The organism is Pseudomonas sp. Ors-4-3C, from assembly GCF_055755035.1.
Map to the genome: position 1 here is coordinate 2,898,684 of NZ_CM146900.1, position 12,208 is coordinate 2,910,891.

Sequence of the window (12,208 nt, forward strand, 5' to 3'; positions counted from 1 at the left end):
AAAGAACCACACCGCCCTGCCCGGCAATTCAGCACTTGCGTACAAGTGACGGCAGCGATTTGCGCCGATAGTGATCGGCGGCCATTGCGGCATCCGGCCTTCCTGAACGATTGCCCACAGCAAGGAGTTTCCATGAGCACATTCACTACCGATGACGGCACACAGATCTATTTCAAGGACTGGGGCAGCGGCAAACCCGTGTTGTTCAGCCATGGCTGGCCGCTGGATGCCGACATGTGGGAATACCAGATGGAGTACCTGAGCAGTCGCGGCTACCGCACGATTGCCTTCGACCGCCGTGGTTTCGGGCGCTCCGATCAACCGTGGACCGGCTACGACTACGACACCTTTGCCGATGACATCGCGCAACTGATCAAGCACCTCGACCTGCGCGATGTCACGCTGGTCGGCTTCTCCATGGGTGGCGGCGACGTCAGCCGCTACATCGCCCGCCACGGCAGCGAGCGCGTTGCCGGGCTGGTGCTGCTCGGGGCGGTGACGCCGCTGTTCGGCAAGAAGGCCGACTACCCGCAAGGCGTCGACCACTCAGTGTTCGACGGGATCAAGGCCGGCCTGCTCAAGGATCGCGCGCAGTTCATCGCGGATTTCGCGGCGCCGTTCTACGGCACCAATCAGGGCCAGACAGTCTCCGACGGCGTGCTCACGCAAACCCTGAACGTCGCCCTGCTCGCTTCGCTGAAAGGCACCGTGGATTGCGTCACCGCATTCTCGCAAACCGACTTCCGTCCGGACATGGCGAAGATCGACGTGCCGACCCTGGTAATCCACGGCGACGGCGATCAGATCGTGCCGTTCGAAACCACCGGCAAGCAAGCCGCCGCCCTGATCAAAGGCGCCGAACTGAAAGTCTATGCCGGCGCCCCCCACGGTTTTGCCGTGACGCACGCCCAGGCGCTGAATGAAGACCTGTTGGCTTTCCTGAACCAATAAAGCCCCACGCTGACCGGGAACAGTCCCGGTCAGCGCACGTTGCGATACAACATCAGCCGCGCGCTTTCGTGCAGTCCCCGAGTCAGCTCCACCAGGCGCTGGAATTCCTCGGGGTTTTGCCCGGCGACGTTATCCAGCGGCGTGCTCGACGCCAGGTCATGCAGGGTCGGCGAGCTGCCGTCATGTTGCATCTGCAGGAGGAAATCCTTGGTCACGCCGCCAATCAACGGGAACGTCCCCTCGCGCAGCACCAGCGGCACCACGCGCTCACCTTCCGGCGCCGGTTGCTGGACATCGCGACCCATCGCGCCGTTGCTGAACGGCACGCCGGCCATCCCCGCCACCGTCGGCAGCAGATCCACCAGCCCCACGGCTTCCTCGATAACCTTCGGCGCCAGCAGCCCCGGGGCGTGAATCAACATCGGCACATGATTGCTTTCCAGGCCCAGTTGCTCGAACGCCGGCGGCATGTGCGGGATCTGGCTGATGCGCGTGTTGTGGTCGCCGAAGAACACAAAAATCGTGTTGTCGTAATAGCCGCCCGCCTTGGCCAGTTCCATCAACTTGCCAATATTGAAATCCAGCAGGCGCACCGCGTTGTATTGCTCGACGCTGCGCGAACCGGCAGCCTGCACCTGCTCCAGCGACAGGTTGCTGACCTCGAAGCCATCGTTGTCCTTGGGGATGGTGAACGGCCGATGGTTGCCCGAGGTTTGCACGTAGGCGAAGAACGGTCGGTCCTTCGGCAAGTCGCGCAGGATGCGGTCGCTCTCCTTGAACAGATCCAGATCGGAGATACCCCACACGTCCACCAGCGGCGAACGCCAGTCACTTTCCTGATACAGGCGCACGCCGTCGATGCTCTGCTGGATCAGCGCATTGATATTGGCCCAGCCGGCGTTGCCGCCGATCATGTAGAGCTTTTGATAATCGGTGAACGCATTAATCAGCGTGTGCTGACGGGTGATCAGAGGGTGGCGCGTCGCGGTCTCGCGGCGGGTTACGTCGGGAACGCCGGTGATGCTCGCCCACACGGTTTTTGCGGTACCGGTGACCGGCACATAGAAGTGTTTGAAGAACCAGCTGCGGCTCGCCAGTTGATCAAGGTTCGGCGTCGGGTTCAACGGATTGCCGTAGGCGCCGACGGCGCTGGTGCCCAGCGATTCGAGCATGACGAACATCACGTTCGGCGTGCCCTGCAGCTGATACGGCTGCACGCCTTGCTGACGCTCGAAGTTGAGCGATTGCGGATCCGGTCGATCCACGCCCAGATAGCGGGCAATCAGCGGATAGTGCTCGCGCACCTGCGCCTCATCGAATTGCGCCTGCCCGGTTTTCAGCGTGTCGTACAGGAACAGCACCGGGTTCAGACCGACCGCGGCGATCTGCGCGTTACCGGAAAAGAACGCATCGCTCCAGCGCAGCGGCACCGGGTTTTCCAGGTTGAGATTGTCGACACGACCCAGCAGCGCCAGCAGCACCACGACCACGCCCAGCCCGGTGCCGAATGCCAGCGACGGACGCCGGATAACCTTGGCTTCACGGGCCAGTGTCAGCCGTTCCAGCTTCAAAAATCCGTAGAACCAGACGCCCAGCACCGCCAACCAGCCGAGGGCGATCCACAGCACCGGATAGGTTTCCCAGACCATCTGCTGCGAGATCTGCGCGTCTTCCAGGTAACGCAGCACCGTGGCGTTGATCCGCACGCCGAGATAGGCGTAATGACCGAAATCGATGATGTACAGCAGGCCAATCGCACCGAGCGCCAGCAGCCAGTAAACCCGTGCGACCCAGCGCAACCACGGCAACCGCGTGAGGTTCCAGCGCGGTAGCCAGGCCAGCAGCGCCAGTGGCAGGATCAGCAACACGGCGAGGCGCAAGTCGAAGCGCAAGCCGATGCCCAGAGTTTCGCGCAGTGCCGGGTTATCGATGAACTCGCTGGGCGCGATCCCGGAAAACCCCAGCACGAACACCAGCCGGAGCACGGCAAACAACAAAAACGTCAAACCTGCCGCACCCACGCCGTAGCGCAGGCGTCGCGATTGCAACCAGCCCATCATTGACCTCAGTGTCGTTGGTTCAAATAGAAGATGTCGCGCCCGCCGGTGCGGCTCGCAGCAGACGCCAGACCTCACGGATGCACAGCGCTGCAGCGGCGATCAGGCAGTAACCCAGCAGCAGCGGGTCGATCAGGTAATCCCAATAGTTTTCCGAAGCCTTGAGACGCAAGGCGAACGCCAGCGTGCCCAGCGCGAGCATCGACACTGCCAGCGTGTTGCGCAGCCACAACAGCGCCAGTGCCAGCAGACCGATACAGACGATCATCGGCCGTGGGTTGAAGCCCCAGCGGTACGGATCGAAATACGTCAGGCCCATCGTCGCCGGGTACAGCAGCGCGGCCAGCACGCTAAACAGCACCAGCACCTGCACCCGTGCCGACAATGTCTGCCGCTCGACCACGCCCAGTCGGACCAGACTGGCCCAGCCGAGCAACACCAGCGTGGTGATCGCCAGATCGTCGGTGACACTGCGCACATACGCCGCCAAGGGCAGCTCGTTGACCGGCACGAAGCTGACCACTGCCAGCAGCGGCAGCAGCCACGGACGCCAGCGTTGGGTGCATTGCAACGAACCCAGCAGGACAAAACTAAGCAGGATGAACGTCAAATGGGCTTGCCAGAGAATCAGCATCACAGTCGTTCCTCCAGCCACGCTTCGTTGAAGCTGACATGTTTGATGAAGGTGTTATTCCACGAATACACCAGGTGATAAAGGCCATCGCTGCCGCGACTGAAGTACGGATACTCGTACTCGAAATCACAGCCCTGCGGCTTGCACACCCGGTAGTCCAGATTGCTCAGAAAGCGCTGTTCCAGCGGCAAGCGCCGGGCACCACTCGAAGCACGAAAGCCTTCGCCGATGATTGCCTTATAGGCTTCGGGGGCGAACGGCTGGCCGAGCGGATCGGGCGACTGATCGAGTTCGATCACGTTGCGCCAGTGGTTCAGGCTGGCATCAGTGCCATAGAGGCTGAGCTTGAAGCGCCCGTCCTGCAGATCATTCAGCGCCACCAGCAGCCCGTTGTCGTCGGTGCCGACTGCCGCGAGCGATGAATTGGGGTTGGCCGGTTCCAGCGGATACGGCTCGCTCCAGGTCTGCCCGGCGTCCTCGGTGCGGCTGGCCAGCACTCGATGATGAGTGTCGCCGGCATAACGCAGCATGGCCACGGCACGCCGGCCATCCAGCGGCACAATGGTCGGCTGCAACGAATGTTTGCCACGGCTGATGCGGAATTTATCGATCACCGCGCCGTCTGCGCTCAGGTACAGGTACTCGGCGAATTTGCCCATGAACTCGTGATACACCGGCAAACCGATCGAGCCGTCGGCATGGAACACCGGCGCGGCGCGCACCAGCGTACTGATGTTGAAAAACGGTGAGGTGATCAGCTGTCGCGGCGCCGACCAGTTGCGCCCGACATCATCCGAGACCATCACATTGATCGCACTGGTGGCCCAGCCGCCCACGGACACCGAGACATAGAACATCCACAACCGCTGATCCGGCGCGAGGGCAATCACCGGGTTGCCCAGTTTGCGGATGTAGCGCTGGGTGCCGTCGCGGGTCGATTCGCGGGTGGCCAGCACCTGCTCGGCGCCCCACTCCGCGCTGTTGGCGTCATAGCGTGCGGTGCGGATCTGCACGTCGGCAGCGCCCTCGCGGGAGCCGGCAAACCACACCGCCATCAGGTCGCCGCCCGGCAGTGCGGTCACCGACGAGGAGTGCACGAAATCATTCAATTGCGAGGAGACGAAGCGACTGCTGTACAGCGGCTCCGATGCCTGCAGCGAGGCATCGACCGGCGGCGTCGCCACGGCAAACGGCGCCAGCACATGGGCCGGATGGCTGCGCCAGGCGCCCCAGAAAATCAGGCTCACGGCCAGTCCGCCGAGGATAAATTTCAAGCGATCGGGAAGCACACGCATAGTGGACTCACGGCAAAAACAGGATGGAGGGCAATCGGCAAAACATCCTTGTCAGCGCGGTAGATCGTCCGGCAAGCGGCGCCGGCGTCCCGTGAGCATCGACAACGGCAAGTTGTCGCGCAGCAGAAAACTTTCGAACAGCGCGGCGGCGATGTGCAGGCAGACCAGCACCAACAGGATGTCGGTAGCGGTTTCGTGCACCTGCAACGGCCAGTCGGCGCCCCACAAGGCATCGACCTCTTCCATGGCCCAACCGCTCACGCCAGCGGTGAACATTGCCAGCAGCATCAAAACCATCACCAGTGCACCCATCGGCGAATGCCCAAGACGATGCTCGGGCCGTCCGGCAATCAACGAGCGCGCATGGGCGAACAGCCGCGTCGGCGTCGGCCAGAAATCCGCCCAACGCGCACTGCGCGGCCCGACAAACCCCCACACCAGCCGCACCGGCAGCCAGCCCATGGCGTAATAGCCGAGCCACACATGCCAGTCATCACCGGCTTCATTGAAGAAGTAATTGGCGACGAAGACGCCCGCGATGGACAGATGAAACAGCCGCACCACGGGGTCCCACAGGCGCAGGGACGCGCTCGGCATCAGCCCTTGATCTCGGTTTTCACCGCTTTGCCGCTGACCGGGTCGTGGTAGATCTCGACCTTGCGCTTGTCCTTGTCGAAGCCGTAGATCTCGTAGCAGTTGCCGTCGGTGACCTTGAACTTGCTGATCTCGTAGCCCTGGGCCTTGAGTTGTTCCTGAAAGGCTTTCTGGTCTTGCCATTGCGAGCGTTCGGCGGTGGTGCATTGCGGGCCGGCGACGGCCAGCGGGCTGGCAACGATGAGGGACAACAGCAGAAGTTTGCGCATGGAAACACTCTCGCTCGATGAGGAAGGCCTCACTGTGCAAAAGCAACCTTAGTCAAAGCTTAGTTGGCAACGAGTCGTTACATCTTTCCCGTCGGGTCAGCTGCCACAGCCGGCTGCACAGCGGCATGATGCCGCCGGTCAACCGCCGTGTTTCCTCAAGAGAATCCGTTATGCGCCTATTGCTGGTCGAAGATGATCGCGCCCTCGGTCAAGGCATTCGTGTTGCCCTCGGCAGCGAAGGCTACACCCTCGACTGGTTGCAGGATGGGGCCAGCGCCCTGCACGCCCTGCGCAGTGAGAGCTTCGACTTGCTGCTGCTCGACCTCGGTCTGCCACGGCTCGACGGCCTGACGCTGCTGCAACGCTTGCGCGGCGAGCAACAGGACTTGCCGGTGCTGATCCTCACCGCCCGCGACGGCACCGCCGAACGCATCGCCGGGCTGGATGCCGGCGCCGACGACTACCTGATCAAACCGTTCGACGTCGATGAACTGAAAGCGCGCATCCGCGCGTTGCTGCGCCGCAGTCAGGGCCGTGCGCAACCGGTGCTCGAGCATGCCGGCGTGTGCCTTGATCCGGTCACACAGCAGGTCACCTGGCACGGCACCGACGTGGTGGTGACGCCGATGGAATATCAACTGCTGCATCAACTGATGGCCCGCCCCGGCAAGGTCGTCACCCGCGAACGTCTGTCCCGGGCGCTGTATGGCTGGCAGGACCGGGTCGAGAGCAACACCCTTGAAGTGCTGATCCACAACCTGCGCAAAAAACTCTCGAGCGAGTTGATCCGCACCGTGCGCGGGGTCGGCTATGTGGTGGAGCTCAAGCCATGATTTCCATACGTGCGCGGATTCTGGTGCCGGTGCTGATTCTGGTATTGATCGGCGATCTGCTGATCAGTTGGCTCGTGCTGCGCGACAGTCACCATGAAATCGAAGAGGTCTACGATGCCCAACTGGCGCAAAGTGCGCGCCTGCTGCAAGGCGTACTGGCCCAGCGCGCGCCGGGCGACAATGACTGGAGCCGGCTCTATCAGGCCTTCGATGAAGCGATGAGCCGGGTCGGCGACGGCGAGGCTGCGCACCCGTACGAAACCCGTTTGACCTTTCAGGTCTGGCGCAGCGACGGCCAATTGCTGGTGCGCTCGGCCGAAGCGCCGGAGCTTGCGGCGCCGCCCACCACCCTCGGCTCCCATGACCTGATGGAAAACGGTCGCGACTGGTGCGCGTTTCTGCTCAAGGATTCGCAACAAGGGTTGCTGATCTGGGTCGGCGAGCGTGACGACATCCGTCAGGACCTGATCGAGCGCATCGTCGGCCACACGGTGTGGCCGAGCCTGATCGGCGTCCCGCTGCTGGCCGCGCTGATCTGGCTGACCATCGGCTGGGGCCTGCAACCGCTGCGCGCGATGGCGCAGAGCATTCGCGGACGTGACACCGAAACCCTGAAACCGCTGCACCTCAGCCCCCTGCCCCACGATCTGGAGCCGATGCAGACCGCGCTCAATCGTCTGCTGCAACAGATCGACAATCTGCTGGCGCGGGAGCGGCGCTTCATTGCCGACGCCGCCCATGAGCTGCGCACACCGCTGGCGATTCTGCGAATCCACGCGCAAAACGCGCAACTGGCGGCGACCCCGCAACAACGCGAAGAAGCGCTGGAGTATCTGGTCAGCGCGGTGGATCGGGCGACGCGTATCGCCAGTCAATTGTTGACCATGGCGCGCATCGAACCGCACCTGGCCAATCCCGAAACCCGCAGCGTGGAACTGACCGAACTGGTGCGCGAAGAGCTCGCCGAACTGGCACCGCTGGCCCTGGAAAAAGACGTCGAACTGATCCTCGACAGCGACCACCACTGCCCGGTCGACACCGACCCGGTGGCCCTCGCCATCGCCTTGCAGAACCTGGTGACCAACGCGCTGAACTTCGCCCCACCGGGCAGCGAGGTGCGGGTCCAGGTGCAACCGCAGGCGGGCGGCGCGGTGTACATCAGCGTCGAGGACGCCGGCCCCGGTATCAACGAGCAGGAATACGCGCGGCTGTTCGAGCGTTTCTACAGCCACGGCCACGGTAACGGCGCGGGACTGGGGCTGGCGATCGTGCAGATGATCGTCAGCAAGATCGGCAGCACGCTGCAGCTGTACAACCGGCCGCAGGGCGGGTTGTGTGCGCAGTTGCGGATCAATGAGCTCTCGAGTCACTAACATCGCCGGGACCCTGCACGAGCATTGTGGCGAGGGAGCTTGCTCCCGCTGGACTGCGCAGCAGGCCTTCTGATGTTCGGCAACGAAAGGGCCGCTGCGCGACCCGGCGGGACGGTGCGACGATTCGACAAGCTCCCTCGCCACAGAAATTTGCTCTTTTTCGATGGCCTCGATGCTTTTGACAAAATTTTCATGTTTGCCCCCATAAGATCCGCAGCCTCGTTGGGGAGTAGCCTGTTTCCGAGTCCCTCGGAAGCGTTCGTATCAACATTCTCGGCAACACGCCGTGGTACGAACACCTTTTGGTTGGTGAGACCGACGACACATCCATGCCTAAAGTCGGGCGTGTGGTTGTGTCGTTGACTCATAGCCCGACTGGAAGTGTGCCCCCGTGAATCCTGTTTCCCTCATATTCCTCGCTCTGGCCATGTCCACGGACGCGTTCGCCGCGGCCATCGGCAAAGGCTCCAGCCTGCACAAACCACGTCTGACCGAAGCGCTGCGCACCGGCCTGATCTTCGGCGTGATCGAAGCCATCACCCCGATCATCGGCTGGCTGATCGGTCAGGCCGCCACCCGTTGGGTCGCCGAATGGGACCACTGGATCGCCTTCACCCTGCTGGTGATCCTCGGCCTGCACATGATCTACAACGGCCTGAAACACGAAGACGAGGAAGAAGAAAAACCCGGCCAGCATTCGTTCCTGATTCTGGCAGTCACCGCGTTCGCCACCAGCATTGACGCCCTCGCAGTCGGTGTCGGCCTGGCGTTTGTCGACGTGAATATCTGGGTGGCGGCAGCGGCCATCGGCGTGGCAACCATGACCATGGTGACCATCGGCGTGATGCTTGGCCGGGTACTCGGAGCGGTGGTCGGCAAGCGTGCGGAAATCGTCGGTGGTGTGGTGCTGATGATCGTCGGCGCGACCATTCTGTACGAGCACTTGTCAGCCTGATTCAGACCCGGATCAGCGCCGCCAGTGTCATCGCGTTGCCCAACGCGGCGCCACTGGCGGTGTTGTCGAAAATGCACCAGACGCTGGCGCCTTCAGCAGCGCAGAGCCGCATGTCCTGCGCCAGCTGCTGCAGATAAGGCAACTCATAAGCACTGTGATAAATCCGTGGCGCGCCATGCAGTCGCCAATAGCGCACACCGGCCCAGCCCTGCGCTGAGCCATCGCTAATGATTCGCGATGGATCGACCACCACCTGGGCGATACGATAAGCGTGCAGCATCGGCGCCGCCGTCACCCACGATTCATGCCGTGGCTCCAACACCACATCACCCGCGAATCGTTGGCGCAACGCCACGAAAAACGCTTCTGCACGTGCCGGCTCAAAGGCCAGCGACGGTGGCAGTTGCACCAGCAAGCATCCCAGCCGATCGGCCAAGCCCTCGCACTGCCCGAGAAACTCATCCAGCGCTCGCTCACAGTTTTGCAGACGCAATTCATGAGTAATCTGCTTCGGCACCTTCACTGAAAAGCGAAAGCCTGGCGGCACCGAATCCGCCCAGCGCTCATAGGTCTGGCGCCGATGCGGACGATAGAACGAGCTGTTGATTTCCACACATTCGAACCGCGCCGCATAACGCTGCAGATGCGTGCCCTCGGCCGGAAACTGCGGCCAATACTCACGCCCCAGACTCCAGCCTGCGCAACCGATGAACATCAAAAAAACACCTTCGCCGCTTCACGCATGAAAATCTCCACGGTCTTCGTTCACAAACTTGGGATACGACGAAATACCTGTGGGAGCTGGCTTGCCAGCGAAGGCGTCGACACATCCACAATCGCTGCGCCTGACACACCCCCTTCGCGAGCAAGCCCGCTCCCACAATTTCGGCGGCGTTCACAGATTGGGGGTACGACGAAACACCTGTGGGAGCTGGCTTGCCAGCGAAGGCGTCGACACATCCACAATCGCTGCGCCTGACACACCGCCTTCGCGAGCAAGCCCGCTCCCACAGTTTCGGCGGCGTTCACAAACTTGGGGGACGACGAAACACCTGTGGGAGCTGGCTTGCCAGCGAAGGCGTCGATACATCCACAACTTCTGCACCTGACACAGCGCTTTCGCGAGCAAGCCCGCTCCCACAATTTCGGCGGCGTTCACAAATTTGGGGGACGACGAAACACCTGTGGGAGCTGGCTTGCCAGCGAAGGCGTCGACACATCCACAACTTCTGCACCTGACACAGCGCCTTCGCGAGCAAGCCCGCTCCCACAGGTTTCAGCGGCGTTCACAGATTTGGGGCACGGCGAAGCTCCTATGCGGTTATTTTTTGCCGGGGAGGACGCTGGCCAGCACCTGCTTGGCGGCTTGCACGATCACACCCGCCTCGTCCGGGTCGCCCTTGAGCAGGGTCGTGGCAAATTTCTTCGCCTGTTGGAGCGTGATGTGCGGCGGCAACGGCGGTACGTTGGGATCGGTCTTGAACTCGATCAGCACCGGCACCTCCGAAGCCAATGCCTGCTCCCAGGCGGCGGCAACGTCCTCTTCGCGGTCGACGAAAATCCCTTTCAGGCCGATGGAAATGGCGAACAGGTGATACGGCACGTCGGGGATGCTTTGCGAGGCTTCGAACTTCGGATCGCCCTCCATCACCCGTTGCTCCCAAGTGACCTGATTCAGATCCTCGTTGTTGAACACCGCGCAGATCCACTTCGGACTCTCCCACTGGCGCCAGTATTTGGCGACGGTGATCAACTCGGCCATGTTGTTCATCTGCATCGCGCCATCCCCCACCAGGGCAATCACCGCGCGCTCGGGATGGGCGAACTTGGCGGCAATCGCGTACGGCACGGCAGCCCCCATCGAAGCCAGTCCGCCGGACAGCGAACACTGCATGCCCCGGCGGATTTTCAGGTCACGGGCGTACCAGTTGGCGCAGGAGCCCGAATCGCTGGTGATGATTGCCTGATCCGGCAGGCGCGGTGACAGTTCATAGACCACCCGCTGTGGATTGATCGGTGTGGCTTTGGCCATCGCGCGCTTTTCCAGAGTCTTTTCCCAGCTGCCGCGCCAGCCTTCGATCTTTTTGCGCCACTTGCGCGAGGTCTTCTGTTCGAGCAACGGCAGCAACGCGGCAAGGGTTTCGGCGGAGTCGCCAACCAGATTGACCTCCATCGGATAACGCAGGCTGAGCATGTCGGGTTGCAGGTCGATCTGCACGCCGCGCGCCTGACCTTCCTTGGGCAGGAATTCGGCATAGGGGAAACCCGAGCCAATCATCAGCAAGGTGTCGCATTCATTCATCATCTTGTAGCTCGGTTCGGTGCCCAGCAGACCAATGCTGCCGGTGACCCACGGCAAATCGTCCGGCAGCGCTGCCTTGCCGAGCAACGCCTTGGCGACGCCAGCACCGAGTTTTTCCGCGATGGCGATCACTTCATCCGTCGCCTGCAACGCGCCGGCGCCCACCAGAATCGCGACTTTTTCGCCACTGTTCAAAACGTCGGCGGCGCGCTGCAGATCCGCCTCGTAGGGCAGCACTTTCGGCTTGGTGTAACCGACGCCAGAGTGCGCGGTGCCATGCGCCCGCGCCGGTGGCTCGTATTCAAGATCCTGCAAATCATTGGGCAGGATGATCGCTGTCACCCGCCGCTCGCCAACCGCTGTGCGCACGGCGCGGTCGAGCAAATGTCGTACTTGCGACGGCGCCGACGCCTGCTGCACAAAAGCCCCGGCCACATCCTTGAACATCGAGACCAGGTCCAGCTCCTGTTGGTAATGGCTGCCGAGTGCGGTACGCGCCTGCTGACCAACAATCGCCAGCACCGGTTGGTGATCCATGCGGGCGTCGTACAGCCCGGTAATCAAGTGCGTAGCGCCGGGGCCTGAAGTGGCAATGCACACACCTAATTCGCCGGTGAACTTGGCGTGGGCCGAAGCCATGAACGCGGCCATTTCTTCGTGCCGGGCCTGAACGAATTCGATCTTGCCATCGGCTCGGGCGAGCGCGCCGAACACGCCATTGATGCCGTCTCCCGGATAACCAAAAATCCGCGTGACGCCCCATTGGCTGAGCCGCTCAACCAGAAAATCTCCCACTGTCGTCGTCATCTCGTTCCTCGCCTGTCACCGATGCATGAAGCCTTCCCGGCGAAACATCCGCCGGGAAGTACAAGGGTCTGGACAGCCGGGAAGAGCGCGAAGTTTCGATTGTTTTTATTGCCGAGCCGCCCCCATGTAGGAGCTGCC

Annotated in this window: 11 protein-coding genes and 1 riboswitch; of the genes, 4 read left to right on the forward strand and 7 right to left on the reverse strand. The window is 62.2% G+C overall.

Annotated features, from left to right (window positions below; translation table 11 throughout):
- Positions 1 to 132: 132 nt before the first annotated feature.
- Positions 133 to 951, forward strand: coding sequence for an alpha/beta fold hydrolase (locus ACVHNU_RS12790; protein ID WP_226500268.1), 819 nt, complete (start codon positions 133 to 135; stop codon positions 949 to 951).
- Between the two features lie 29 nt (positions 952 to 980).
- Here ACVHNU_RS12790 and ACVHNU_RS12795 read toward each other — a convergent pair whose 3' ends face one another.
- The 5 genes from ACVHNU_RS12795 to ACVHNU_RS12815 are packed head-to-tail and all read right to left on the reverse strand — an operon-like array spanning position 981 to position 5,800.
- Positions 981 to 3,008, reverse strand: a complete 2,028-nt coding sequence (locus ACVHNU_RS12795) for an LTA synthase family protein (RefSeq protein WP_473019899.1) — start codon at positions 3,006 to 3,008, stop codon at positions 981 to 983.
- 22 nt (positions 3,009 to 3,030) lie between these two features.
- Positions 3,031 to 3,642, reverse strand: a complete 612-nt coding sequence (locus tag ACVHNU_RS12800) for a hypothetical protein (protein WP_473019900.1) — start codon at positions 3,640 to 3,642, stop codon at positions 3,031 to 3,033.
- Entirely contained in the window at positions 3,642 to 4,937 is a 1,296-nt protein-coding gene (locus tag ACVHNU_RS12805) for a sialidase family protein (protein ID WP_473019901.1), read from the reverse strand. The genes ACVHNU_RS12800 and ACVHNU_RS12805 overlap by 1 nt, the downstream gene beginning before the upstream one ends.
- A 51-nt stretch (positions 4,938 to 4,988) precedes the next feature.
- Positions 4,989 to 5,534, reverse strand: coding sequence for a cytochrome b/b6 domain-containing protein (locus ACVHNU_RS12810; protein ID WP_473019902.1), 546 nt, complete (start codon positions 5,532 to 5,534; stop codon positions 4,989 to 4,991).
- Positions 5,534 to 5,800 carry a PepSY domain-containing protein gene (locus ACVHNU_RS12815; RefSeq protein WP_007960465.1) on the reverse strand — a complete coding sequence of 89 codons (267 nt, stop codon included), beginning with the start codon at positions 5,798 to 5,800 and terminating at the stop codon, positions 5,534 to 5,536. Before ACVHNU_RS12815 ends, ACVHNU_RS12810 begins: the two co-directional genes overlap by 1 nt.
- A 170-nt stretch (positions 5,801 to 5,970) precedes the next feature.
- Here ACVHNU_RS12815 and ACVHNU_RS12820 point away from each other — a divergent pair, with 170 nt between their 5' ends.
- From ACVHNU_RS12820 to mntP, 3 genes are all read left to right on the forward strand, one after another.
- Positions 5,971 to 6,633, forward strand: a complete 663-nt coding sequence (locus ACVHNU_RS12820) for a response regulator (RefSeq protein ID WP_338802263.1) — start codon at positions 5,971 to 5,973, stop codon at positions 6,631 to 6,633.
- Positions 6,630 to 8,006: an ATP-binding protein gene (locus tag ACVHNU_RS12825; protein ID WP_473019903.1), complete on the forward strand. Its 1,377-nt coding sequence runs from the start codon at positions 6,630 to 6,632 to the stop codon at positions 8,004 to 8,006. The genes ACVHNU_RS12820 and ACVHNU_RS12825 overlap by 4 nt, the downstream gene beginning before the upstream one ends.
- Positions 8,007 to 8,217: 211 nt before the next feature.
- Positions 8,218 to 8,389: riboswitch (yybP-ykoY riboswitch) on the forward strand.
- A gap of 8 nt (positions 8,390 to 8,397) precedes the next feature.
- Positions 8,398 to 8,961, forward strand: a complete 564-nt coding sequence (gene mntP, locus ACVHNU_RS12830; RefSeq protein WP_103522490.1) for a manganese efflux pump MntP — start codon at positions 8,398 to 8,400, stop codon at positions 8,959 to 8,961.
- Between the two features lies 1 nt (position 8,962).
- On the opposite strand, the gene ACVHNU_RS12835 is transcribed toward mntP, so the two are convergent.
- A complete protein-coding gene (locus tag ACVHNU_RS12835) occupies positions 8,963 to 9,676 on the reverse strand; it encodes a DUF72 domain-containing protein (protein WP_473019904.1) in 714 nt (237 codons plus the stop codon).
- Between the two features lie 606 nt (positions 9,677 to 10,282).
- Positions 10,283 to 12,070 (reverse strand): thiamine pyrophosphate-requiring protein, encoded by a 1,788-nt coding sequence (locus ACVHNU_RS12840; protein WP_473019905.1) that lies wholly within the window; start codon positions 12,068 to 12,070, stop codon positions 10,283 to 10,285.
- Between the last annotated feature and the right edge of the window lie 138 nt (positions 12,071 to 12,208).

Bases quoted from the DNA above. Each gene is read 5' to 3' on its own strand.
- ACVHNU_RS12810 (WP_473019902.1), bottom strand. From the start codon at position 5,534: ATGCCGAGCGCGTCCCTGCGCCTGTGGGACCCCGTGGTGCGGCTGTTT.
- ACVHNU_RS12790 (WP_226500268.1), top strand. From the start codon at position 133: ATGAGCACATTCACTACCGATGACGGCACACAGATCTATTTCAAGGAC.
- ACVHNU_RS12840 (WP_473019905.1), bottom strand. From the start codon at position 12,070: ATGACGACGACAGTGGGAGATTTTCTGGTTGAGCGGCTCAGCCAATGG.
- ACVHNU_RS12835 (WP_473019904.1), bottom strand. From the start codon at position 9,676: ATGTTCATCGGTTGCGCAGGCTGGAGTCTGGGGCGTGAGTATTGGCCG.
- ACVHNU_RS12825 (WP_473019903.1), top strand. From the start codon at position 6,630: ATGATTTCCATACGTGCGCGGATTCTGGTGCCGGTGCTGATTCTGGTA.
- ACVHNU_RS12805 (WP_473019901.1), bottom strand. From the start codon at position 4,937: ATGCGTGTGCTTCCCGATCGCTTGAAATTTATCCTCGGCGGACTGGCC.
- ACVHNU_RS12800 (WP_473019900.1), bottom strand. From the start codon at position 3,642: ATGCTGATTCTCTGGCAAGCCCATTTGACGTTCATCCTGCTTAGTTTT.
- ACVHNU_RS12820 (WP_338802263.1), top strand. From the start codon at position 5,971: ATGCGCCTATTGCTGGTCGAAGATGATCGCGCCCTCGGTCAAGGCATT.
- ACVHNU_RS12815 (WP_007960465.1), bottom strand. From the start codon at position 5,800: ATGCGCAAACTTCTGCTGTTGTCCCTCATCGTTGCCAGCCCGCTGGCC.
- ACVHNU_RS12795 (WP_473019899.1), bottom strand. From the start codon at position 3,008: ATGGGCTGGTTGCAATCGCGACGCCTGCGCTACGGCGTGGGTGCGGCA.